The organism is Succinatimonas hippei YIT 12066 (genome assembly GCF_000188195.1).
GTDB classification, from domain to species: Bacteria; Pseudomonadota; Gammaproteobacteria; order Enterobacterales; family Succinivibrionaceae; genus Succinatimonas; species Succinatimonas hippei.
This window is the reverse complement of record NZ_GL831071.1, coordinates 1-22,780: the sequence shown is the minus strand read 5'-3', so window position 1 is coordinate 22,780 and position 22,780 is coordinate 1. Positions and strand designations below refer to the sequence as shown.

Here is a 22,780-nt window from a genome sequence, read left to right as displayed (position 1 = left end):
AATAAGATAAGTACTTGTAAAAGCTAACTTATTAAAATAAAAAAGGATTTTTATTTCCTTAACCTAAATTAAAATTATAACATGCTCTTATGGGTTTAAGAAAAAATTGAACGGACTAAAATGTTTTTTCTATCATGCCTTATAGTGATTTAAGCAGTAAGCGTTTAATAGTGTGAACTGGGACTTTTTTTATTTATAAGAAAAATTCATATAATTTACTGCAAAAATTGTGCTTAAGTACTTTGCGGACAAAAGAAACATGAAGATTTTAGTCGATAGCGCCATGCCGAATGCTATGGAAGTTTTTTCTCCATATGGTGAAGTCGTGTTAAAACCGGGGCGCGATATTGCAGGAGACGATCTTAAAGATATTGATGCTTTGATGATTCGTTCAGTGACAAAAGTTGATAGAGAGCTGCTTGCACACGCTGCAAAGCTAAGATTTATTGGGACTGCCACTGCAGGTTGTGATCATGTTGATGAGGAATTGTTAAAACAGCTTAAGATCGGTTTTGCTTCAGCTCCCGGGGCAAATAAAGAAAGTGTTGGCGATTATATTTTGTCCGTGCTGTTGGTTTTTGCTCAGCGCTATGATTTAAAACTTGACGGAATGTCTATAGGGGTAGTGGGCTGCGGCAATACAGGCTCTGAAGTGATTAAAAAGGCACATGCTTTGAATATGCGTGTTGTTAAACGCGATCCTCCTTTATTTGCCGCAGGACAAAAGGAATATGGAGCAAGTCTTGAAGAATGTCTTAACTGTGATTTTACGACTTTTCATGTTCCGCTTATTAAAGAAGGTAAATATAAAACTTACCATCTTATTGATGAGAGTGCGTTACAAACAAAGATCGGCAAGGGCTTTCTTATAAATGCGTCACGCGGACCGGTACTTGATAATAAGGCATTGCTTACGTTGTTTGAAAAAGGAGAGAAATTAAGAGTATGGCTTGATGTATTTGAGGGAGAGCCTGACATTTCATATAAGAAGTTGATTCCTTTTCTTGAAGGGGCAACTGCTCATATTGCCGGATATTCATATGAGTCAAAGCGTAGAGCTGCGTATATGCTTGCAGTAAGTATGTGCAAATATTTGAATATCCCTTTAAAAAGTTCTTTTATTGTTCCTTTGCCTGAGTTTTCTGAACTTGATATAGGCAGAATTGATAGTCTTGACCGCGATTTGATTTCTCGCTTGGTTTTTTCTATTTATGATGTTCGCCGTGATAGTTATCTATTTAAAAATCGTTGCGTTGACGGTAAGAGTTTTGATGCTTTGCGGAAAAACTATCGGGAAAGGCGTGAATTATCATCACTTACATTGCAAAATGTCCCGATAGAATATAAAGAGACGTTAAAAGGGCTTGGCTTTTCTTTAAGCGGCGATTAGCGGATTTGGGGCGCTAAAAAACAATCTTTTTCGTGGGAGTTTATTACTCCCACAGCTTGTAGATATGAATAAATAATTGTTGTTCCGACAAATTTCATTCCACGTTTTTGTAAATCTTTAGAAATTGCATCAGAAAGGGCCGATGAGGTTTTTCCCGTTTCATGGATTATTTTGTAATCTGTCCAGTGCCATAGATAGTTGCTGAATGATTTAGTCTCTTTTTGTATCTCTTTAAAAATCTTAGCGTTACTGATGGCGGCTTTAATTTTAAGGCGATTGCGGATTATTTTTTCATTACTTAATAGTTCAGCTATTTTATTGTCATCATAATTAATGACTTTATTCAGCTCAAAATTATCGAAGGCGATTTTAAAATCTTTTCTTTTATTTAAAACACATTCCCAGGAAAGTCCGGCCTGAAATGACTCAAGAATAAGCATTTCAAAAAGACAGTGATCGTCAAAGACCGGATTTCCCCACTCCGTATCGTGGTAAGCAACATATAACGGGTTATTAAGATTAACCCATTTACAGCGATGTTTTTTTATCATGTTTTTCTTTTAAAAAATGTAGCAGAGCAGTACAGCCTTGTTTAATATCATTATAAGCAAGAGCAAAGTTATCGGTATACCACGGATCGTCGACTTCTTGTCCTTTTGTTCCGGTAAAGTCCATTAAAAGATGGATTTTATTTTGGTTAGCTTGCGGATAAAGATAAGACAGATTGCGTAAATTATTATTATCCATAAGGATAATATAATCATAAAAATCTAAATCATCTTTAGTTATTTGACGAGCGCGTTTACCTTTACAAGATAAACCTTTACTTTCGAGCAATGCTTTAACCGGCGGATAAACCGGATTTCCGATTTCTTCTGTCGAAGTTGCGGCTGAGGCAATATTGAATTCGTGCTCAAGATGTTCTTTTTTTATCATATCTTTAAATATGAATTCGGCCATAGGTGAGCGGCATATATTGCCGTGACAGACAAAAATTATATTAATCATATTCGTATTAGCTGGTTGAAATTATTAAATTGATTTAAGAGATGAAATTGAAAGAGTTGTTGTAATTATTAATGCTAACTATCATGCCGTCAAGTCAGCTTATAGTAAGCTAAATTTTGTAGCTCTTTTGATAGAATTAACTGTTTTGCACCTTTGTGTTCCATTAGAAAGCATAACCGGCAAAATGGGTATAATTGTACGTTTAAATTTCATCATCTTTTACAGATAGGAACATATTATGTCAAGCAATAGCGGCAACACGGGCGTTAGGCTGGAGACCAACGGTGTTAATCCGATCCCTGAAAATGAGCGTTACGGTACTCCGTTCGGTCTTTTCCCGGTGTGGTTTTCCTGGAATGTATCTATTTTGGGGATTACCTACGGTATTTATGTTTACAGTTTAGGCATGAGCTTTTTACAAGCTATTGCTTTTGGGGTTATAGGGTATTTTTTATCAAGTACATTAGTGGGTATTTTAGCTGTGGGCGGACCGCGTACGGGACTTCCTACCTTAACCCAGACGCGCATGGCTTTCGGCTTTAAAGGAAATAAATTTCCGACTCTTTTTGCCTATATTTCCAATATGGGTTGGAAAGTCACGATTATTACGCTTTCGGCAACTACCGGTGCCGATTTGTTTGCCAAACTGTTTCCGTCATTGTGTGCCAATGCTGACGGTACTTATACCACAACGTGTCTTGTTTGTTGGTTTATTGTTGTTCTTTTTTTGAGCATGTCAGTTGCCGTATACGGGTATCAACTTATTGTTCGTGTTGAAAAATATATCGCTGTTGTTACAAGCATCATGACGGTGATTTTTATTTTCATGATTATTCCGCATATTAATTTTTCTGCTTTAGGATCACATGAGTCTGCAGATTTTATAACCTGTATCGGCGGTATGGTTATGGCAATGACCATGGTCGGTTTAGGATTTTTAAATTACGGCGGGGATTTTTGTCGTTATCTGCCTAAAAACACTAAAGCCGGAGGCATTATTTTTTGGACTTCTTTGGGTATTTCGTTGCCGGTTGCCGTTTTGTTAATCTTAGGAGTACTGCTTGCAGACTCTAATCCGGATTTGACAGCTGCTGCCGCATCTCAGCCTATAGGCGCACTTACCGCTTTGCTGCCTTTTTGGTTTTATGTTCCTTTTTGCATTGTTATTATCATATCTTTGCTTTCTGCTGCGATGACAGGAGTTTATAGTTCAGGGCTTGCCTTAATGGCTTTGGGACTTCCTACATCGCGAGCAGTAACTACGGCATTAAATGCGCTTATTATTGCTTTTGGAGCTTTTTATCTTTTGTTCGTCTCAGATTCTTTCTTATCGACTTTTCAAGCTTTCTTAGCTGCGGTATCTGTGGTTTTGGGGTCAATGGGTGCTATTGAGCTTGTTGATTTTATAAGACAAAAACGACTTAACTGGGATGTTTCATTGGCTCAGCCTTTAGGCAGCGGGGGACTGAATTATCGCAAAGGAGCACTTTTCAGTTTAATTGCGGCATCGATTATCGGTTTGGGTACCATCACCTCATGGGATCCGAATATCGCTCATTTTGTCGGCTTCTTGTTAACTGAGGAAACTAAACAAAGTGTGTTTGCATCTGCTAATGTCGGTGTCATTGTGTCAATGGCAGCAGGTGCTGCAATTTATGCGATTATAACTTTTGTTTTAGGAAAAACCGAATTGCCGAACAATTATGCGGAGAAAAGACCTAAATGTGTAAGGTAAGAGGTAAGTTAGCTGAAAGGATCAAACATCCGGATAAATGGCATCTGCCTGCATGTTATTGGTTTTGGCAGCGTATTCCTGCATGCGATGAAATAGATGCCAAGTTAAAAGAACTTAAAAGCGGAGGGTTCGGATCATTTCAAATTGCAGCAAGACTTGCTACTCCTATAAATGATTATTTAAGTGATCGTTTTTTAACGGCTTATCGTTATTGCGCCGATAGGGCACGTGAGCTAAAGCTCATGATGGGAATTTATGATGATTATAATTGGCAGTCAGGTCATGCAGGAGGATTGTGCGTAAAGCTTGATCCCACAGTAAAAGAACGCCATCTGTTTTGGAGCCTTAAGAATATTGACGATAGTGACGCATATGCTGAACTTAAGATAAGCTCAATAAGCTCAGGAGATGCCCAATGTTTGTTTGAAATAGGTAAAAACTGGATTTATGAAGGCGGAAAAGCTTTATGGGATGAGTGGGAGATTGTAGGAGTTTATAATTTTACGGCAGACGGTAAAAAACTGGCGATACTTGATAAAACACAATTTGATTGCTGCTGTGATGATCAAGGGATAAAAATTAAAGTAAAAAAAGAATTTCTTCCGTATTTGAATTCTGAAAGCAAATTGGCACTTTTTGCTGCAGCTCGCTGTAAAAGCTCACGTATGGTGAATTATCTGTTACCGCAGACGGCTCAAGCTTTTATTAAAACAACGTATGAACCTTATGCAAAGGCACTGGGTGACCATTTAGGTACTACGGTACGTTATACATTTTTTGATCAACCGCATTCATGTTTTTATCAATGGCGAGAAAATACCTCTCAAGTCCGTTCTTCTTTAATGTTTTCAAAAGAGTTTTCGGATCTTTTATCAGCAGGGGGTGAGTTAGAAAAAGCGCATTGTCTTATTTCTTTGTTAGGGGATTATTTTAACGATAGTGCCGCTAAACGCTGCTGCGTGTTTGAAACCTACGCTCATCTTGCTTTTAGAAACTATTTTGAACCTTTAAGAAAATGGTGTAGTGATCATAATTTATTATTCAGCGGGCATGAGGTTTTAGGTCATGTGCATTCATGGAATTTTGCCGATACGGTAATTACTGAAGATAACCGCTGCAACTTTGCACTTGATTATTTTGCATTGGACGCCTTACGTGATATCACTGCTGTAGATGCGAAGAACTCAATTTCTCAGATTTCAGCCAAAATGGGTGATTCTGTAGCACGAGCAAATGGAAGAAGCGGCTGTATTTTAGAACAATACTACGGTCGGGAGGAAAAAGGATCACATTTCGGTGCCGGTTTTTGGGAGTTAAAGCCGCTGGAGCTTTATGCTCAAGTCATGCGTCATCATATTTTAGGAATGCGTCAATTTTTGATGCACGCTTTTTATCTTGATGACGGAACTTTAGATAATGATGAAATTTTTAAGAATCCGCGTTTGGATTTTTCTCCGGGGATTAATTTTGAACCTTGGTATCGACCGTTTTTTACGAAAATTTGTAAGGATTCTGCAATAGTTGCGGAATTTCTTGATGCCGGAAATCCTGTTTTTGATTTGGCAATTTTCTATCCGCGCCGAAATTTTTACGTAAGCGGAATGAATCGGGAATACGGCAGCATTTGTGCTGATGTAGCTAAATATTTAAGTACTCATGCTTATGATTATCTATTTTTAGATGAAGACTATCTTGATAAGGCTCATGTAGAGAATGGGAAACTTATATTAGGAAAAGAGAGTTTTAGTGCTTTGCTATTGCCGGATGTTAAGGTAGTAAAATCAGCTAAGACTCTTAAGCTTATTAAAGAATTTGCCGAAGACGGGCTTAAAATCTTTTTTGTCGGATCTTTGCCTCGTATTGTAGCTTACGGTGAGGACGATGAAGCTGCAAGAGAGGTGAGCGATTTAATATCTGATTTGCTTGTACATCCAATTGATTTTTCATTAGAAGAGCTCAATGAAGCTTATGCTCCTAAATTAGAAAAGGCGTTATCATTTTTAAAAGAAGAAAGAATTCATCTTGAATTTTCCCCACGTAAAGATCCGGTGTGGTCAAAAATATTAAGAACTGATGACGGTTATGCGTTGTGCATTTTTAATGACAGTCACAATTATCTTGCTCTTAATATTGTCGGTGATAAAAGTTCACTGCTCAGTAAGCTGGATTTTTCCGGTGCTGAGTTTGCTAAAGAGTCGTACAAACAACGCGTACATTCCGTTTTCCTTAATCCGTATGAGATTGCTTGTTTTATTCTTAGCGATTTTGATAAAGAAATTTATCGTACGCTTAAAGACGGATGGTCAGTTACAACAGTAGAACGTGAGTTTTGTCCCATCAGTGTAGAATGCGGTCTTGAAAAACAAGGATTTGAAAACTTTGCAGGAAAGGCTTTATATCAGATAAATTTTTTACTTGAAAGCTCATGTAAAGAGGCTAAGTTATTGTTGCCGTCATGTCATGACGGAGTAAAGATTTATTTAAATAAAGTTTTAGTTGGACAAAGCTTAGGTCAAGACTATTGTTTTTCTTTGAATACAGAGCTTAAGATAGGGGCTAATCTTTTGGAAATTGAATTATATACTTCGGCTGCCAACTATTATTATCAACATAGCAAGTGGCGTAAAAGCGGACCGGACAGTTGCGGTATTTTGGCAGCTCCGATCCTTAAGCTGATTATGTAGATTAGTCTGCATTGCACAGTAGCAATAAGAATAGCGACGGCTTTAATAAGTTTTACTTAATTAAAGCTGTTGATATTTTAATTAATCTGCAAATCTTAAAAGTTTCTTTATTTTTTCCATGCCGTCAGAGGATTTAATGCCTAGAAACGAGATTTTTATTTTATTTTGATAAAGGCGTTTGGCAAGTTCTTCCATAAATAGTCCCATTCCTTGGGTTTCCTGATTGTTTTCCGACGTTGTTTCAACTCCGCAGTTGGGGGAACGGTTAGCACCGATAATAGCAATAATTTTAAAGCCGTGTTTGCGGTATTCTAAAATCTGCAGCATTACATAATCAATTAATTTTTGCAGTTTGTCTTTTGTCTCTTTTTGTTGCATTGCGCTGCGGATCCGAGTGTTTTCAACTAAAACCGGAGATGCTGCTCCTAATGGATTTCCCCGGTCAAGACCTAAGCAACAAAGCTCAGGACAAGGCATTTGCAGTATTCCGATGTTGTTTTGCATTAGAAAGTTTATTAGATCGGAAAAGGCAGCAGGATAGACTGCCGTTCCATCGGAAATTGCGTTTTGATTGATTAAGCAATGAGCAATCAATACAATTTTTTTGCTTCTAATATCATCAAACATGGTTTACAGATTATAACTTACGTGTTGAACCTTAAATTTGCTTTGATTTGATTGCAAGAGATTGTTCTTTATGTTGTTTTCTTTGATCTAAAGCGTTTTTCGCTGCGATAAGCATGGCAAGAATGAAGAAACCTCCCGGCGGTAAAATTGCAATTAAATAAGTATGATCGGAACTTATCAAATTTATTTCGAGAGCGTAAGCCCAATCACCTAAGAAGTCATGAGCCCCGAACATCCAAGTTCCGCTGCCTAAAACTTCACGGATGGATCCTAAAGTAAAAAGAACAAGAGAAAAACCTACGCCGCAGGCAAGTCCGTCAACGGCAGCTTGGAGTGGACGATTGCGTCCTGCAAAGGCTTCAGCTCGTCCCATGATGATGCAGTTGGTGACAATTAGGGCAAGATAAATGCCAAGGGCATTATAAAGTTCAGGGAAATAGGCTTCTACGTAAAAACGCACTACGGTAACTAAGGTTGCAATTACTATTACATAAATAGGAATGCGCACTTCTGTGAAGATAACTGAACGAAGACAGGAAATTAATGTAGAACTTAAAATAACAACCAAGGTTGTAGCAATGCCAAGCCCCAGAGCAGAAACTGCTGTGGTGGTAACGGCAAGCAGCGGACATAACCCCAGAAGCTGACAAAGTCCGGGATTCTCTTTCCACAGCCCCTTGATAATGATTATAAGCAGTGAATTTTTGCTTTCAGCAGGGGTGAATTCAGACTCTTTAGTCCCATGTACGGTATCAATATTGTCGGTCATTATTGCAAAGCTCCTTTACATAACGGCAAAGAAGATAAATCTGTTTCATTAACGGCTTTAAGTAAATCACGGCTTGCAAGTACGATGGCGCGTGAGGTTACGGTTGCTCCTGTTATATAATCAAAGTCCCCACCGAATTTTTTTACTTCCCAATGAATGGACTCTAAATTTTGATTGTCAAATTGGTCAAGGAAATTGCCGTGATTCCTGTCAACTTTATCGCCGATCCCCGGTGTTTCTTTTGATGCTTGAATATCTACTTTATAAATTTTCAGGTCCGATGTAAGTCCTGCTATTAAGATTAAAGGATTTGAATATCCGCGAGATGTTGAAAAAGTTGCAATATAACCTAAAGGTTTATTGTTTTTATCCGTTACGGTAAGAAACGGCATATTTTTACCGATTTTTTTATGTGAAAATAATTTACATACAGTAATTGTATCTTCAGTTAATGTTTCAGCCGGCAATAGATCGTTTATTACTTGCATCATTCGGGCATTTTGATTGGCAGAAATTTTCTCTGAAGTATTGTGTTGAGCATGTAAAATAAAAAATACGCATAAAGCGGCGATAAAGGCAAGAGTAAAGCCTGCAGCTATTGCTCTTGTAAAAGGAGAAGAAAAGGATTTAATCATTAATCAAGACCTCCTTTTCTATACCCGATGCCGAAAGGACGGCGGCGGGTTAAAACGTCAAGCAAAGGGGCAGCTGCATTTGCGAGCATGACAGCAAAGGCTACTGAGTCAGAATAAGAGCCTTGAACTCGGATCAAAAGAACAAGCAGACCTGTAAATATTGCAAAGCATATACGGCCCTTAAATGTTCCCGAATTCGTGACCGGATCGGTAATAATAAAAAAAGCACCGAGCATCGTGCCGCCGAAAAGAATATGTTCAATACCGTTTATTGACATTCCCGGATCAAGCGCATGCCAGATGCTTCCGCCAATAAAAATGGTAGCAAGGAAGGATAGCGGCATTTGAAAAGGAATTACTTTAAATCCGATTAAAATTATTCCGCCTAAAAGATAAGCTATTGCCAAATATCCATAAGCCTTATAGGAGTCAAGAGAAAAATCAATTGTCTCAACATTGCCTACAGCTCCTGCTTTTCTTGCCGTTTTGATGCTTTCAAGATAAGTAGCACCAGTAAGGATGTCAGCATTGGTGTTTAATTCTTTTATTTTATTGCGAAGCATAATAGGATCTTTGTCGCTGAATATTACATCGGAGCGTTGCTCAATTGTTGCTATGCTATAGGCTCCCGGTGCCGGTGATACCCATGTTGAGAAGAATATTCCTGGTGCAGATATTACAAGGAAAATAAATCCTGCCATGGCGGGATTAAAAATATTCATACCGAGTCCGCCGAATGTATGTTTGACAAGTAAAATAGCAAAGAATGAAGCCGATACGCTTAAATACCAAGGTAAGAAGGCTGGTAGGGTCAAACCTAAAATAGCTGCAGTAACAAGTGCAGATAAATCTGTTATATAAAAAACAGGTTTTCTTTTACGTAAAAGAGCGGCAATACTCTCGGCAACGCAGCATGAAATTGCGCATATGAGAAATTGAATTAAAACTCCGTAGCCGAAAAAATAAATCATTACGCAGTATGCCGGAATCAGGGCGCCCAGAACAATCCCCATCATTTTGGAGGTTGTCATGCGGCTGTGAATATGTGGAGCAGGCTCCAAATCGAACTTAATATCAGGTGAATTATTTATTGTCATATTAAATTAATCCTGCTTAGTATTCGTTTGTTTGTCTACGGTCAGGCTTTGTGCTTTTTTACGGGCTAAGGCTGCAGCAATAGCTGCTTGTCTGCGGCGCTTTAGCTCTTCAGGAGAAATCTCTTGGTAAGCTTTTGGCTTTAAGCCATCTGTACTTTGTACAGTTAAATTTTTATCTGTTTTTTCTGCAGTCTCGTTAATAACAGTATTAGTTTTTTCGGCTGCGCTTTGCGCTTTTTTGCGAGCAAGTGCTGCAGCAATAGCCGCCTGTCTGCGTTGTTGCAGCTCTTCAGGGGATAAATTTGCAGCTGCAGCAGAGTTTTTATCTTGGTTTTTCTTGCGGGCAAGCGCTGCAGCGATTGCTGCTTTGCGTGCGGAATCCGATATCTTATTTTCAGAATTTGATGGTTCGGCGTTTTTAGTTGCTGCTTCTTTTTGCTTTGCAATACGCGCAAGAGCTGCTTGACGTTTGGCTTCACGAATTTTTGCTTCCTCTTTCAGTCTTTCATCGTGAAGTTTCATTCTTTCTTTTGCTCTATCGGTACGTCTTTGTTTGTCATCCAATATTCTGATAATGGCCTTTTCTTTTCTAAATTGTGAAGTTAAAGGAATTTTACTTGGACATACATAAGCACAGCATCCGCATTCGGTACAGTCTTTTATTCCGCAATTTAAAGTCTTTTTGTGATCACCTGCTTTTGATAAAGCATACATACGATAAGGTACTAAGCGTGACGGGCAAACCCTGGCGCAGCGTCCGCAGCGTATGCAATTGCGTTCAATGCCTGCAGGAGGAAGTTCTTTTTCAGAAGGAGTAAAAAGACAAGTACAGCTTTTAGTTACGGGAATACTCAAATCAGGAAGAGTAAACCCCATAAACGGTCCGCCGAAAATAACCTTATTGCTAGGTTGCTCTGTATAACCGAATTGTTTTAAAACAAAATTTACACTGCTGCCAAGACGTATCCAGGCATTGCCGTGATCAGAAAGCTTTTCTCCGTCGACCGTAACCGTACGCTTAGTAAGAGGAATACCGTCAATAACTGCTTGTTTTACTGCAAAAACGGTTTCGACATTATCAACTACTATGCCGCAGTCTGATGTGTGTTCACTGTATGGAATTTCAATTCCGGTAACAATTTTGATAAGGTTGCGTGCCGCTCCTGACGGGTATAGCGTAGGCAGTACTCTAACAATGGCTTCATCTTTTGCTGCATTCTTAATTGCTTTAATTGCATTCGTTTTATTATCTTCAATGGCAATTATTACAGCTTTGGGTTTAAGAATTCTTTTGATGACTTTAATTCCGGATACTATATCTTTTGCTCTTTCCTGCATTAAACGATCATCACAAGTTGCAACAGGTTCACATTCACATCCGTTTACAATAAAGATATTGCAGTTTCTGTTGCCTTTGATTGAAGAACCGAGTTTGGCTGCAGTTTGAAATTGAGCTCCGCCTAATCCTTCAACACCGTAATCACGAATACGCTTTAATAAAGTATCGGCATCACTTGTTTCCCAGTCTTTTAAAGGCTCCGGCGGATAAATATCGTCTTTACCGTCGTTTTTGATGGTAATGCATGTTTCAAGAGCTCCGCTTGGATGCGCTATTATATGATCGGAAATAGCAACGATTTCTCCGGAAATAGAGGCGTGCAGCGGAACATTCCTATTTCCTCCGGGAATTGTTAAAGGTTGTCCGACTTTTACTTTGTCTCCTACTGATACGATAATTTTTCCGCCTTGTCCTAAATAGCGATTAACCGGTAATGAGACGGAGTCCGGAAGCGGTAATTCTCTAATCGGGATATCTCCCGTTTTTTTTAATTCCTGAGGTTTTATTCCTCCGAAAAATTTCCAGATTTTTCCTTTTAAAATTTTGGCAAGCTGTTTGGATTGAGCCATTTACTGCTTGTCTCCTTTTACGGTTACGGCTTTAATGTCCCAATTGAAATTGGCAGAAGTAGGCTTTAGACGCTGCATGGAAATACATTGTTCAGGACAGATTTTTGAGCAGTCGGCACATCCGATACACTCTTCAGAATTAATGTGATGTACTGTTTTTATTTTTCCTTCAATAGCATCTACCGGACAATGCTTTAAACATTTTGAGCAGCCGGTGCATTTGTTTTCATCAATTACCGCAACAAGGCGCGGGAGGAATACTAAATCTTCATCTTCTTCAGATGGCGGGGCAATGCCTAATAATGCAGCAATTTCCTTGACGGTGTCAGGTCCTCCCGGAATACATTTATTGCATAAAGCAGCGCCTGAAGCTACGGCCTCCGCATAAGCAGAACATCCTGGGAATCCGCATTGAGCACATTGAACGCCGGGAAGTATTTTTTCAATTTTAGAAGCCGTGCTTTCATTGCCTTGTTTTGAGTTTTTTGCAATGAAAGAAAGAAAGGCTCCCAGCAGCAGAAGAACAATGCTTAGACCTAATATAAATAAACTTTCATTGCTTGAAATCATACGGCACTTCCTGTAAATCCGGCAAAGCCCATAAATGCAAGCGACATAAGACCTGCGGCAATAAGTGCTACGGGTGTGCCTTTAAAAGGAAGCGGAACGTCGGCTATCTGCAGTCTTTCCCTGATAGCGGCAAAAAGAGTTAGGACTAATGTAAATCCGCTTCCGGCTCCTAAAGCATAAACAATAGAATTTATAAAAGAATGATGGAGGGAGACATTCAACAAAACCAGACCTAAGACGATGCAGTTAGTTGTAATAAGAGGCAGATAAATACCTAAAGCATTGTAAAGATCGTAAGAGATTTTTTTGATTAAAATCTCAACAAGCTGTACTGCTATAGCGATAATTACGATATCAACGATAAGATCAAGAGAGGATAAGCCTAAAGGATCAAGAATAAGATTATTTACGCCATAACAGCAGCCTGCAGTTAATGTCAGTACGAAAGTGGTTGCTCCACCCATGCCTAAAGCCGCGGATAAATGGTTAGACACGCCGATAAAAGGGCATAATCCTAAAAAACGAACCAGCACGAAGTTATTGACTATTGCCGCGCTGAAAAAGAGAATAATGGCATCTAACACTTTATTTTCTCATTAATGCATTTAATTATGATTCATCAGAATGAAGATCTTACCGCACTTAAGAATAAGAGGCAGTGCGAAAAAAAATCATCTTTATTAAGCAAAGCCATAAGATATTCTTTGATGTCGGTTTTAAGGGAACAAAACCCTAATCCTCAAAGTGAGCTTAAATACAACAATCCGTTTGAACTTTTATGCGCAGTTGTTTTGTCGGCTCAAGCTACTGATGCTTCAGTCAATAAAGCAACTCCTGCTTTGTTTAAAGTTGCTCCGACACCTGAATTAATGTGTAAATTAGGTGCGGAAGGAATTGCTCCATATATCAAAACAATAGGTTTATGGCGCAATAAAGCAAAAAATTTGCAGATATTATCACAAATTTTATATGAAAAATATAATTCACAAGTTCCTGATACTTATGAAGAACTCATAAAATTGCCAGGTGTCGGATCAAAAACGGCAAAAGTAGTATTAAATGTTGCTTTTAAGAAGCCTTATATTGCCGTTGATACTCATATTTTCAGAGTTTGCAATCGTACTGGACTGTGTGTAGGAAAAACAGTAAAAGAAGTAGAAGATAATTTACCTGCGCTTATTGATAAGGAATTTATTCAGGATGCTCATCACTATATTCTTCTGCATGGACGTTACGTGTGTAAAGCACAGAGGCCGCAATGCAGCTCCTGTGTAATTCGAGAGTACTGCAAAAGTTATCCTTTAGTTAAAGAGTGAGATAACGCAAGTATTGATAACGGGAAGAGAAGAGCCGATGCAAGCTAAATCAAGCAGCATGGCAATTACGCTGATTTGCGTTGCCGCCAATATCAAATCTCGGGAGGCTGCAACATGATTTAAATGCAGAAAATAGCCGATAATTACCCTGACTAATAAACCTGTTCCTAATAAAGACACCATAACTAACGGGTTTAAAATTAAAAAGCATAAGGCTAAGGTCAAGAGTGCACTTATTATCATCCCTCCAATCGTAATTGTACCGATGGAGTTTACCGGATCCTGCTCGAGAGTGAATACTAAAGTTACGGCGAAGGCTGCGCTTAACATTGAAATCAAGGCAAAGCTTAAAAACAGCTCTAAAGGGCTTACGATCATTGCCAGGGCTGAAGCAACCACTGTAAAAATAATGCAGGGGATTGCCACTGCTACTCCGGAGATTATTTCATCGGCTCGTCTTTGACTGAATAAACACATCAAAGTACAAATACCGCGAAAAGAACTCAAGCCTGATAAAGTGATGAAAACGCAGAAAATAAGGCCGCCTGAGATAATTTTTAAATTTACATTTGAAGTAAATCCTGCTGCCGCTCCTGAAATAAGGCCGATAAGCAAATAAGCAAAAGGCATTGAGCTAGGGTAACTGGGGCCAAGACGCGATGCAGTTTGCGGAAAACACAGTGATAATGTAGTGTACTGAAAGAAAGAGGCAAAAAACTGACGGAAAAACAAAATTGATGATAATTTTAAAGAAATAGTTTCTTTGTCATTGTATGCAGACAAATTTAAATCAATAGGACTCGGATCCACGTCAATATCATTGTCTAAATTTTTTTCAGTATGCTCTTTAACACTTTTTGCAAATGTTTCGGTGAGCGGTTCAACATCGGAAGTCAATTCATTTTTATCTATATTTGCTGTTTTATTAAAGGTGTCAGCCGATTCTTGCTTAAGCTCACTGAAAATAGTCTGGTTACCCGTAAATACTCTAGTACTTTGCTCAGGAACCGGATTGTCCGTTTCTAAGATGTTATCGGTAGGATCTTTAAACAAAGATTCATCTTTTGTCTGATTAAGACTTACATTTTTAAAAATTGAAGCGTCGGCAGTCGGTTCAGTGTTTGTCGATCGTGCGCTGCTGCCGGTTTTTTTTATGAACTTATCCGTTACGTTTTTTAAAACGTTAATATTTAGCGCCATAGTCGGAATCTCGAAAAAATCACTTTTGCATAATAGCGTAAAAAGTCGTTTTTGTCATTTTCTCCTTATCTAAATGAAAGGTGTATTTGTCATTTAACTTTGTTAAGCTGCAGCTTGCTTACAATTTTTGATAGCTTTTCAGAACCTGAATTGTGAGTTTTTTTAAAACTTCCGGTAGTGTTACAATATTATATTTATCCGCATTGACCGTGAATTTCTTTCCGAAAAGAAATGGAAAGATTTGTGGTGAAATAGGTTTACACAGTTATTAAATAATGGGATTTATTTGTGATTAAACTTACCCATATAGAAAAGATTTACGCAAAAGGCACTAAACGTGAGGTTAAAGCCTTAAAAGACGTATCTTTGACTATTGAAGAAGGTGAAATTTTCGGAGTGATAGGATTGTCCGGTGCAGGAAAATCCACTCTTATCCGTAATATTAATCTTCTTGAACGTCCCACTTCAGGAACAGTTGAAGTAGACGGAAAAGATCTTACAGCTATGAAACAGGTGCAGCTGAGAGTTGAAAGAAGAAAAATCGGAATGATTTTTCAGAGCTTCAATTTATTGTCGTCGCTTACCGTTGCTAAAAATGTAGCTTTTCCTTTGGAACTTGAAGGCAGACTTGATAAAGAGGCGATTAATAAGCGTGTTGCTCATCTTCTTGAGTTAGTAGGGCTTTCAGATAAAGCAGATATGTATCCTGCTCAATTATCAGGCGGTCAAAAGCAGCGCGTCGGTATTGCCAGAGCTCTTGCCGCTGAACCAAAAGTTCTTTTATGTGATGAGGCAACTTCAGCTCTTGATCCGAAGACTACAAGTTCGATTTTGGAATTGCTGCTTGATCTTAGAGATAAGCTTAAGCTTACTATCGTTATTATCACTCATCAGATGGAAGTTATTAAAGAGTGCTGTGATCGAGTTGCCGTATTAGACGGCGGTGTTATTGCCGAAATGGGTAGTACTCTTGATATTTTTACTGAGCCTAAAGAGGAATTAACCAAGCGATTGGTATCTTCTGCCGTACGTCGCGGTATGCCGGAATTACTTCGTCATACGCAAATCGTCCCTAATTATGAGAACGGATATAAAGCCGTTGTGGAAATTCTGTTCTTAGGGCCTAAGGCTGATAGTCCGGTAATTGCTGATGTTTCTAAATGCTGTAATGCCAAGATAAGTATTTTGGCAGGTAGTATAGATCATATCCGTAAAGTTCCGTTCGGACTTTTGGTTGTTGAAATTGACGGTGATGAAGAAACTATTCATATTGCTATTGAAGAACTTAAAAAGCGCGTTCACAAAGTGGAGGTTTTAGGCTATGACCGCCGTAAGCAACTGGCTGAATATTGATTTATCCGCATGGTCTAAAATGTCCGGATTACTGTTTGACGGTACACTCGAAACTTTTTACATGGTGCTTTTAGCGTCTGTAATTACCGCTATTTTCGGTGTGCCCTTAGGTGTTTTGCTTTTAGTCACGTCCCGCGGTTATTTTTGGGAATCTCCTAATTTTTATCGTATTTTAGGTACGATAGTAAATGCATTGCGCTCTATTCCTTTTATTATTCTGATGGTTGCGATTATTCCGTTTACTAAAATGCTGGTCGGCACATCTATCGGAACTACTGCAGCAATCGTACCTTTGACTGTTTCAACCATACCTTTTACCGGCCGACTTATCGAAACTTCTTTAAGAACCGTACCTTATGGATTGATTGAAGCAGCAACTTCCATGGGGGCTACTCCGTGGCAGATTATACGCAGAGTTCTTTTGCCCGAGGCAATGCCTGAGATTATTCAGAATTTTACTATTACCGTGATTGTAATTATCGGCAGTTCTGCTATGGCAGGAACAATCGGCGGCGGAGGCCTCGGTGATTTGGCTATCCGATACGGATATATGCGTTTTAGAGCAGATATGATGATTGCAACTGTTCTTATTTTGATTTTGATGGTTCAGTTAGTACAGTGGATTGGCGATATGCTTTCCCGTCACTATGATCATCGATAGACTCTGATATTCCAATATTATCAAAAAATATTTTAAGCTCCGATTTTCATGTTGAGGATTGGAGCTTTATTTTTATTTTTTCTTTTATTTCGCTTTTTGCTCCTTTTTGGTGCTTAATTCCGTATTTCCCTTGCATAATGGTATTTAAACGATTTTAATAGAATCATTGTGGAGCTTTAAGTTGAAATAAAGCTCAAATATAGAATATGAGGAGCTAATAAATGAAAGCCATTGTTGTAGCATTGTCAGCTGCTGTTCTTTGTTCCGTTTCTGCCGCTAATGCAGGTGAAATTTCCGTAGGCGTAACTCCGGTGCCGCATGGAGAGGTTATGGAGTTCGTTAAGCCAATAGTTGCAAAACAGGGCGTTGATTTAAAAATTGTTGAGTTCAATGATTATGTACAGCCGAATTTAGCAACTGATGACGGTGAGCTTGATGCAAATTATTTCCAGCATCGTCCTTATTTGGAAGAGTTTACCAAAGATCATGGAATTAACCTTGTAGAGGTTGCTGCCGTTCATATTGAGCCTATGGGCGTTTATTCCAAGCAGATTAAAAAGATCAATGAATTGAAGGATGGCGCAGTTATCGCAATTCCAAATGATCCGACCAACGGCGGTCGTGCTTTATTACTGCTTAATAAAGCCGGTGTTATTACTTTAGAAGATCCTACCGATATCACTGCCACTGTGATGGATATTAAAGATAATCCTAAAAACATAGAAATCCGTGAGTTAGAAGCAGCTCAGCTGCCGCGTGCTCTTGAAGATGTAGACGCTGCCGTTATTAACACTAATTTTGCTATGCAGGCTGATTTAATTCCGCAGCGTGATGCCATTGTTATTGAAGGCGCAGATTCGCCTTATGTGAATATTTTGGTGGCAAATCCTGAGAGCGCTAAAAAAGAAGACATGAAGATTTTAATTAAGGCTGTGCAGTCTGAAGAAACCAGGGCATTTATTGAGAAACAGTATAAAGGTGCAGTTTTACCGGCCTTTTAATTCATTTTGAATTAGTGCTAAAGTAAAGGGGACTTATATGTCCCCTTTACTTTGGTATGAGTATGCATGCTGTTGATGAAAATCTTAATTTTTTAATTTTAAAATTAAGTGAAGAAAGAAAGGAAAAACTTGATAGGGATGTTTTTACATTTCCATTTGCAAAACGCTTTAATATTGCTCGCGCTTATATGAATTTAAGACCTGCAAAATCACTTTCTGAAGAAGTAGTAAAAGCACAGAATTTAGTTTTAAGTTCTTTAATTAAAGAGCGGGGAATTGTTGATATTTTCAATCTTTCTGAAAAAGAAAAAGGGATTTCTTTATTTCAAGGAGATATCACGCGTCTTAATGCTGATGTTATCGTTAATGCTGCAAACAGTGCTGCACAAGGATGTTTTATTCCCGGGCATAACTGTATAGATAATGTAATTCATACCTTTGCAGGAATGCAGCTTCGTCTATATTGTCATGATCTTATAAAGAAACGAAACAAAGAATTATTTACAGGCGAAGCAATTATTACTCCCGGTTTTAATTTACCTGCACGTTATGTTATTCATACAGTAGGACCGATAATATTTGTTGATGTAAATAATAAAAAGAAAGAAGAGCTTAGATCCTGTTATTTAAACTCTATGAATTTGGCATTAGAAAACAAGTGTAAGAGCATTGTTTTCCCGTGTATTTCCACAGGAGAATTTCATTTTCCGCAAAAGGAAGCGGCAATTATTGCTGTAGATTGTGTAAGAGAGTTTCTTAAAGCACATGATTATCCTTTTAAAGTAGTTTTTAATGTGTTTAAAGATAGTGATTTGTCAATTTACATCGAACTTTTAGGTACTCAATGAAAGAAGAAAAAACTCCGTCTCAATCTTTGTATTTTATTGATGATGCTTTAAATGACGATTCAGACGTAAAAAAACAAAGTGTTCAGAAATCAGAAAAATCAAAGGATACAACGGATTTTGATTATAAGACTTTTTTAAAAACTGTTCCTAACCGACCCGGCTCATATCGTATGTATGATAAAAATGAAACTGTTATTTATGTCGGGAAAGCAAAAGATCTGAAAAAAAGACTGTCGCAGTATTTTTTAAAAGGTGTCGATTCGATAAAAACCAGAGCTCTGGTGTCACATATTGCTCACATAGAATTTACCGTTACTTTTTCAGAAACGGAAGCTTTAATTCTTGAAAATAATTTAATTAAGAAATATCAGCCGCGATATAACATCCTTTTACGTGATGATAAGTCGTATCCTTATATTCTTTTAACTAAAGATAAGCATCCCGGTCTTTTTTATCATCGGGGTGCAAAAAGAATTGTCGGTGATTATTTCGGTCCTTTTCCTGATTCAAGTGCTGTAAAGGAAAGTCTTCGTCTTTTACAGAAAATTTTTCCTATCAGGCAATGTGCCGACACGGTATATGCTCATCGTTCTCGTCCGTGTCTAATGGCACAATTAGGTAAGTGTCTTGCTCCTTGTGTTCCTATGGGAGAGAAAGGAGAAGAGAGCTATGCCAAACAGGTAGAGTTGGTGAAGTTATTCTTACGCGGACAAAATCAAGAATTATTAAATAATTTGACTGTACTTATGCAAAGCTTTTCTAAAAATCTTCAATTTGAAGAAGCTGCAAAATGTAGGGATCAACTTCTTGCTTTGCGTAGGGTTCAAGAAGCGCAATCCGTTTCAAGTGATATTAAATTTGATATTGATGTAATAGGACACGCTGTTCAGGACGGACTTGCTTGCGTACATGTGCTGTTTATAAGAAAGGGAAGAATTTTAGGAACACGTTCATATTATCCGAAACTTCCTCGGGAAGGTTCTCTTGATGAATTGATGATGTCTTTTTTAAGTCAATTTTATTTAAGTGAAAACCGTTCGGCTATGTTCCCTCAGGAAATAGTTATAGATGTTGCTGTGAATGAAATTGGCGTGCTGCAAAATGCAATAAATCAGGTATCAGGACGGGAGGTTAAATTTTTAATTAATGTGCGTGCAGAGAGGGCGAAATATCTGACTTTGGCAAAAGCAAACGCTAAAGCCTCTTTAACTTCGAAAATAGCATCTTCTCTTACTGCACAAGATCGCATAAACAGTTTAGAGAAAATCTTAAATATAAAAGATATACATCGAATGGAGTGTTTTGATATTTCACATACTCAAGGAGAATTAACTGTAGCTTCCTGCGTTGTCTTCGATAGAGAAGGTCCGGATACTTCAAGATACAGACGTTTTAATATTGAAGGTATAACTCCGGGGGATGATTTTGCAGCAATGCATCAGGTTTTAACCCGTCGTTTTAAAGATCCTGATCATTCTGAGATTCCTGATTTGGTGTTTATTGACGGAGGGCCGGGACAGTTAAAACAAGCAGAGGAAGTTTTAACTGAAAGCTTTTTACATGCAAAAAGTTCTTTACCGAAAATTGTTGCTGTTGCAAAGGGGGAAGGACGAAAAGAGGGCTTGGAGACGCTTATCATGGGGTTTACTCATGAGAGATATCATCTTGATTTAAGTGATCCGGCATTGCAGCTTATTTTGCATATCCGTGATGAATCCCATCGGTTTGCGATTACGGGGCATCGCGGAAGAAGATCAAAAGCACGGAGAACTTCAGCTCTTGAAGGAATTGAAGGAGTAGGAACCAAACGCAGGCAGGCTTTGCTGCAGCATCTGGGCGGGCGTCAGGAAGTAATGCGCGCAGGCGTTGATGAGCTTGCTAAAGTTCCTGGAATAAGCAAGGCATTGGCACAGAAAATATATGATGCTTTACATGCGATAGATTAATTATTTCTCTGCGGCATTTATTGTTCAATTAATTTTAAGGTAGCAAAAATAGGCAGGTGAGAAGAAAACTCCTGCCAAGGCATGTGACCGTGATTACCTTTTATAACGGTAATAGCGGTGGTTTTCCATACCTGTCCGCGATAGGTTAAGATGTGCGATAAATCAAGAGCAGGATTTAATGCAGGATAAGTGCGAAAATCTTCATTATTCTGAGAATCAACAAGGTTAAAATATCGTGAAAGCTCATAAAGGACAGGTCCGTTTGCCGTATCGTTGAAATTTCCGGTTAATATTTTTATTTTTAAATCTTTGTCGGTTATTGCATTGCTATTATCATACGGATTTTTTACAAAATCATTGATAGAACGTATTGCTGCGATTTTAGATTCAAGATCTTCATTATTTTCAAAAGCAGTATTTAAAAATAGAACAGGTGAGTCAAATTGAGGCAGTTTTACTTCAGCACAAAGTATTGGCGGCAGATGCTGGCTGACATCCTGATAATTAAGAGAAACGACGTTGTATATAGGGTAACGGCTGATGAGCCCTACAGAACAGTTTCCGGTATCGGTTTTATCAGATAAAACGTAAGAATAATTTATAAGGCGTGATAACTCTTTAACGGCTTCTGAAAAATATTCGGAAGTCATATTTTCAGAGCTTTCATTTAAAGCAATGACATCAGCATCAAGTAAATAAAGTCCTGAAGCAAGCGTTCCTATTTTATCGGCTTTAAGATTATCTATGGCATAGGTAACAATTTTTAATTCCGGAGCTGTGGATAAATCATATGTTTGATTGTAGTTAAAATATGTTTCTGCCGAAGCTGAAGCAATAAAGGTAAAAGCGCAAACACAAGCGGTATTACATATTCTGCAAAGCTTCGGCATCTTTTAAAATCCTCAATAACTGTATTTAATTATTAGATAATAAATACAATGTAATTGATTTTATTTCATTAAATAAACTAAGCAATATTAAGTTTTGCTTTAAGTTCTTGAATCATAGCGTCATATTCTGCCTGTTCAAGGTGTACCACCGGAACATCTTTATCCCATACGAAAGCCCCCCATTGAAGTCCGCCTTCATATTTAGGAACTATATGAACATGAAAATGCTTGACTAAATCGCCATATGCACCGAGATTGATTTTACCCGGTTTAAAAATTTCAGCTATAGCTTTACTTGCTTTTGCTAAATCGGCAAAAAAGCCGTTACGCTCTTCAGCAGGCATTTCATACATTTCGTCGTAGTGTTTTTTTGCAGCAAGAACACAGCGGCCTCTAAATTTTTGATCCTTCATTAAATATAAAATGCTGTGATCAAGCTCACCTACGCGAAACATTAAAGAATGAAGCTTCTCAGTTTCTTCACAGTACATGCATGGTTCGGACATTTTGTTTCTCCTTATTAAATTTGTTAAAAAGATTGTAATGAAACAGGCTTATAAAGCTGTGAGCGTGAGCAAAAAGCTTTAAAAAATAAATAAATATACAAGAAGTATAGTTTTGCTGTCAGTATAAGCTCACATATTAATGTAATGCACCTAAAAAATAATGTTAATTTAAAAAATTTTTTTCTTTAAAAGAAGCTGATTTATATCTTGTTTATTGATATGTTTGCCTATTGAAATAATCTTGTTTGATGAAAAAAGTTTAAAAAATTTGTTGACTCTTAGTAAAGTTCATATATAATAGTCTCCGCTTGATGTGATGCGGGAATAGCTCAGTTGGTAGAGCATAACCTTGCCATGGTTAGGGTCGCGAGTTCGAACCTCGTTTCCCGCTCCAAAGGGCGCGTTAGTAAAGCGGTTATACAGCGGATTGCAAATTCGTATAGTCCAGTTCGACTCTGGAACGCGCCTCCACAAACAAGCCGCCCGGGTGGTGAAATTGGTAGACACAAGGGACTTAAAATCCCTCGAACCTTAAAAGTTCGTACCGGTTCGACCCCGGTCCCGGGCACCAACTCTTCAATTTTTAATTCTTGTCATTTTTACCCGAAATTTACAGTCTAGGTAAAATCCCTTTTA

21 protein-coding genes and 3 tRNA genes are annotated in these 22,780 nt (G+C 38.2%); 12 read left to right on the top strand and 12 right to left on the bottom strand.

Annotated features, from left to right (window positions below):
* Window positions 1-259: 259 nt before the first annotated feature.
* Window positions 260-1,390 carry a 4-phosphoerythronate dehydrogenase gene (locus HMPREF9444_RS09645; RefSeq protein WP_040909515.1) on the top strand — a complete coding sequence of 377 codons (1,131 nt, stop codon included), beginning with the start codon at window positions 260-262 and terminating at the stop codon, window positions 1,388-1,390.
* On the opposite strand, the gene HMPREF9444_RS09640 is transcribed toward HMPREF9444_RS09645, so the two are convergent.
* Both HMPREF9444_RS09640 and HMPREF9444_RS09635 read right to left on the bottom strand, forming a co-directional pair.
* The gene (locus HMPREF9444_RS09640) at window positions 1,387-1,941 is read right to left on the bottom strand and encodes a DNA-3-methyladenine glycosylase I (protein ID WP_009144249.1); all 555 of its coding nucleotides are present in this window, start codon (window positions 1,939-1,941) and stop codon (window positions 1,387-1,389) included. The genes HMPREF9444_RS09645 and HMPREF9444_RS09640 overlap by 4 nt on opposite strands.
* A complete protein-coding gene (locus HMPREF9444_RS09635; RefSeq protein WP_040909514.1) occupies window positions 1,919-2,398 on the bottom strand; it encodes a low molecular weight protein-tyrosine-phosphatase in 480 nt (159 codons plus the stop codon). Before HMPREF9444_RS09635 ends, HMPREF9444_RS09640 begins: the two co-directional genes overlap by 23 nt.
* Before the next feature lie 238 nt (window positions 2,399-2,636).
* On the opposite strand from HMPREF9444_RS09635, the gene HMPREF9444_RS09630 reads away from it, so the two are divergent.
* A complete protein-coding gene (locus HMPREF9444_RS09630; RefSeq protein ID WP_009144247.1) occupies window positions 2,637-4,133 on the top strand; it encodes a purine-cytosine permease family protein in 1,497 nt (498 codons plus the stop codon).
* Entirely contained in the window at window positions 4,121-6,817 is a 2,697-nt protein-coding gene (locus HMPREF9444_RS09625) for a hypothetical protein (RefSeq protein ID WP_009144246.1), read from the top strand. The genes HMPREF9444_RS09630 and HMPREF9444_RS09625 overlap by 13 nt, the downstream gene beginning before the upstream one ends.
* Before the next feature lie 81 nt (window positions 6,818-6,898).
* On the opposite strand, the gene HMPREF9444_RS09620 is transcribed toward HMPREF9444_RS09625, so the two are convergent.
* Genes HMPREF9444_RS09620 through rsxA form a run of 7 tightly spaced genes read right to left on the bottom strand, consistent with a single transcriptional unit; the run spans window position 6,899 to window position 13,007 of the window.
* Window positions 6,899-7,444 (bottom strand): CD3072 family TudS-related putative desulfidase, encoded by a 546-nt coding sequence (locus HMPREF9444_RS09620; RefSeq protein WP_009144245.1) that lies wholly within the window; start codon window positions 7,442-7,444, stop codon window positions 6,899-6,901.
* Between the two features lie 31 nt (window positions 7,445-7,475).
* Entirely contained in the window at window positions 7,476-8,213 is a 738-nt protein-coding gene (locus HMPREF9444_RS09615; protein ID WP_009144244.1) for an electron transport complex subunit E, read from the bottom strand.
* Entirely contained in the window at window positions 8,213-8,848 is a 636-nt protein-coding gene (locus HMPREF9444_RS09610; protein WP_009144243.1) for an RnfABCDGE type electron transport complex subunit G, read from the bottom strand. The genes HMPREF9444_RS09615 and HMPREF9444_RS09610 overlap by 1 nt, the downstream gene beginning before the upstream one ends.
* Window positions 8,848-9,945, bottom strand: coding sequence for an RnfABCDGE type electron transport complex subunit D (locus HMPREF9444_RS09605; RefSeq protein ID WP_009144242.1), 1,098 nt, complete (start codon window positions 9,943-9,945; stop codon window positions 8,848-8,850). Before HMPREF9444_RS09605 ends, HMPREF9444_RS09610 begins: the two co-directional genes overlap by 1 nt.
* A 6-nt stretch (window positions 9,946-9,951) precedes the next feature.
* A complete protein-coding gene (gene rsxC / locus HMPREF9444_RS09600) occupies window positions 9,952-11,853 on the bottom strand; it encodes an electron transport complex subunit RsxC (RefSeq protein ID WP_009144241.1) in 1,902 nt (633 codons plus the stop codon).
* Window positions 11,854-12,423, bottom strand: coding sequence for an RnfABCDGE type electron transport complex subunit B (locus HMPREF9444_RS09595; RefSeq protein WP_009144240.1), 570 nt, complete (start codon window positions 12,421-12,423; stop codon window positions 11,854-11,856). It lies immediately after the preceding gene.
* Window positions 12,420-13,007 (bottom strand): electron transport complex subunit RsxA, encoded by a 588-nt coding sequence (rsxA, locus tag HMPREF9444_RS09590; protein WP_040909513.1) that lies wholly within the window; start codon window positions 13,005-13,007, stop codon window positions 12,420-12,422. The genes HMPREF9444_RS09595 and rsxA overlap by 4 nt, the downstream gene beginning before the upstream one ends.
* Window positions 13,008-13,130: 123 nt before the next feature.
* Here rsxA and nth point away from each other — a divergent pair, with 123 nt between their 5' ends.
* On the top strand, window positions 13,131-13,739 hold the full coding sequence (gene nth / locus HMPREF9444_RS09585; RefSeq protein WP_040909519.1) for an endonuclease III: 609 nt from the start codon (window positions 13,131-13,133) through the stop codon (window positions 13,737-13,739).
* Here nth and HMPREF9444_RS09580 read toward each other — a convergent pair.
* Complete coding sequence (locus HMPREF9444_RS09580) at window positions 13,725-14,939, bottom strand: ABC-2 transporter permease (RefSeq protein WP_009144236.1); 1,215 nt, start codon at window positions 14,937-14,939, stop codon at window positions 13,725-13,727. The two genes, nth and HMPREF9444_RS09580, sit on opposite strands and share 15 nt — an antisense overlap.
* 288 nt (window positions 14,940-15,227) lie before the next feature.
* On the opposite strand from HMPREF9444_RS09580, the gene HMPREF9444_RS09575 reads away from it, so the two are divergent.
* From HMPREF9444_RS09575 to uvrC, 5 genes are all read left to right on the top strand, one after another.
* Window positions 15,228-16,292, top strand: a complete 1,065-nt coding sequence (locus HMPREF9444_RS09575; RefSeq protein ID WP_009144235.1) for a methionine ABC transporter ATP-binding protein — start codon at window positions 15,228-15,230, stop codon at window positions 16,290-16,292.
* Window positions 16,293-16,311: 19 nt separating this feature from the next.
* Window positions 16,312-16,953 (top strand): methionine ABC transporter permease, encoded by a 642-nt coding sequence (locus tag HMPREF9444_RS09570; protein WP_009144234.1) that lies wholly within the window; start codon window positions 16,312-16,314, stop codon window positions 16,951-16,953.
* 221 nt (window positions 16,954-17,174) lie between these two features.
* Window positions 17,175-17,954 (top strand): MetQ/NlpA family ABC transporter substrate-binding protein, encoded by a 780-nt coding sequence (locus tag HMPREF9444_RS09565; protein ID WP_009144233.1) that lies wholly within the window; start codon window positions 17,175-17,177, stop codon window positions 17,952-17,954.
* A gap of 62 nt (window positions 17,955-18,016) precedes the next feature.
* The gene (locus tag HMPREF9444_RS09560; RefSeq protein ID WP_050779026.1) at window positions 18,017-18,802 is read left to right on the top strand and encodes a protein-ADP-ribose hydrolase; all 786 of its coding nucleotides are present in this window, start codon (window positions 18,017-18,019) and stop codon (window positions 18,800-18,802) included.
* Window positions 18,799-20,748: an excinuclease ABC subunit UvrC gene (gene uvrC, locus HMPREF9444_RS09555; RefSeq protein WP_009144231.1), complete on the top strand. Its 1,950-nt coding sequence runs from the start codon at window positions 18,799-18,801 to the stop codon at window positions 20,746-20,748. Before HMPREF9444_RS09560 ends, uvrC begins: the two co-directional genes overlap by 4 nt.
* A gap of 17 nt (window positions 20,749-20,765) precedes the next feature.
* On the opposite strand, the gene HMPREF9444_RS09550 is transcribed toward uvrC, so the two are convergent.
* Window positions 20,766-21,638 (bottom strand): endonuclease/exonuclease/phosphatase family protein, encoded by an 873-nt coding sequence (locus tag HMPREF9444_RS09550; RefSeq protein WP_009144230.1) that lies wholly within the window; start codon window positions 21,636-21,638, stop codon window positions 20,766-20,768.
* Between the two features lie 77 nt (window positions 21,639-21,715).
* Window positions 21,716-22,144: an HIT family protein gene (locus HMPREF9444_RS09545; RefSeq protein WP_040909512.1), complete on the bottom strand. Its 429-nt coding sequence runs from the start codon at window positions 22,142-22,144 to the stop codon at window positions 21,716-21,718.
* Between the two features lie 318 nt (window positions 22,145-22,462).
* On the opposite strand from HMPREF9444_RS09545, the gene HMPREF9444_RS09540 reads away from it, so the two are divergent.
* From HMPREF9444_RS09540 to HMPREF9444_RS09530, 3 genes are all read left to right on the top strand, one after another.
* Window positions 22,463-22,538, top strand: a tRNA-Gly gene (locus tag HMPREF9444_RS09540).
* A gap of 3 nt (window positions 22,539-22,541) precedes the next feature.
* A tRNA-Cys gene (locus HMPREF9444_RS09535) sits at window positions 22,542-22,615 on the top strand.
* Between the two features lie 10 nt (window positions 22,616-22,625).
* A tRNA-Leu gene (locus HMPREF9444_RS09530) sits at window positions 22,626-22,715 on the top strand.
* The last annotated feature ends 65 nt before the right edge of the window (window positions 22,716-22,780 follow it).

Excerpts from the sequence above, each read along its gene's own strand:
- rsxC (WP_009144241.1), bottom strand. The coding sequence starts at position 11,853 with ATGGCTCAATCCAAACAGCTTGCCAAAATTTTAAAAGGAAAAATCTGG.
- HMPREF9444_RS09570 (WP_009144234.1), top strand. The coding sequence starts at position 16,312 with ATGTCCGGATTACTGTTTGACGGTACACTCGAAACTTTTTACATGGTG.
- HMPREF9444_RS09545 (WP_040909512.1), bottom strand. The coding sequence starts at position 22,144 with ATGTCCGAACCATGCATGTACTGTGAAGAAACTGAGAAGCTTCATTCT.
- HMPREF9444_RS09645 (WP_040909515.1), top strand. The coding sequence starts at position 260 with ATGAAGATTTTAGTCGATAGCGCCATGCCGAATGCTATGGAAGTTTTT.
- HMPREF9444_RS09625 (WP_009144246.1), top strand. The coding sequence starts at position 4,121 with ATGTGTAAGGTAAGAGGTAAGTTAGCTGAAAGGATCAAACATCCGGAT.
- HMPREF9444_RS09580 (WP_009144236.1), bottom strand. The coding sequence starts at position 14,939 with ATGGCGCTAAATATTAACGTTTTAAAAAACGTAACGGATAAGTTCATA.
- HMPREF9444_RS09610 (WP_009144243.1), bottom strand. The coding sequence starts at position 8,848 with ATGATTAAATCCTTTTCTTCTCCTTTTACAAGAGCAATAGCTGCAGGC.
- HMPREF9444_RS09620 (WP_009144245.1), bottom strand. The coding sequence starts at position 7,444 with ATGTTTGATGATATTAGAAGCAAAAAAATTGTATTGATTGCTCATTGC.
- HMPREF9444_RS09615 (WP_009144244.1), bottom strand. The coding sequence starts at position 8,213 with ATGACCGACAATATTGATACCGTACATGGGACTAAAGAGTCTGAATTC.
- HMPREF9444_RS09635 (WP_040909514.1), bottom strand. The coding sequence starts at position 2,398 with ATGATTAATATAATTTTTGTCTGTCACGGCAATATATGCCGCTCACCT.
- HMPREF9444_RS09595 (WP_009144240.1), bottom strand. The coding sequence starts at position 12,423 with ATGATTTCAAGCAATGAAAGTTTATTTATATTAGGTCTAAGCATTGTT.
- HMPREF9444_RS09560 (WP_050779026.1), top strand. The coding sequence starts at position 18,017 with ATGCATGCTGTTGATGAAAATCTTAATTTTTTAATTTTAAAATTAAGT.
- nth (WP_040909519.1), top strand. The coding sequence starts at position 13,131 with ATGTCGGTTTTAAGGGAACAAAACCCTAATCCTCAAAGTGAGCTTAAA.
- HMPREF9444_RS09630 (WP_009144247.1), top strand. The coding sequence starts at position 2,637 with ATGTCAAGCAATAGCGGCAACACGGGCGTTAGGCTGGAGACCAACGGT.
- HMPREF9444_RS09565 (WP_009144233.1), top strand. The coding sequence starts at position 17,175 with ATGAAAGCCATTGTTGTAGCATTGTCAGCTGCTGTTCTTTGTTCCGTT.
- uvrC (WP_009144231.1), top strand. The coding sequence starts at position 18,799 with ATGAAAGAAGAAAAAACTCCGTCTCAATCTTTGTATTTTATTGATGAT.
- HMPREF9444_RS09605 (WP_009144242.1), bottom strand. The coding sequence starts at position 9,945 with ATGACAATAAATAATTCACCTGATATTAAGTTCGATTTGGAGCCTGCT.
- HMPREF9444_RS09640 (WP_009144249.1), bottom strand. The coding sequence starts at position 1,941 with ATGATAAAAAAACATCGCTGTAAATGGGTTAATCTTAATAACCCGTTA.
- HMPREF9444_RS09550 (WP_009144230.1), bottom strand. The coding sequence starts at position 21,638 with ATGCCGAAGCTTTGCAGAATATGTAATACCGCTTGTGTTTGCGCTTTT.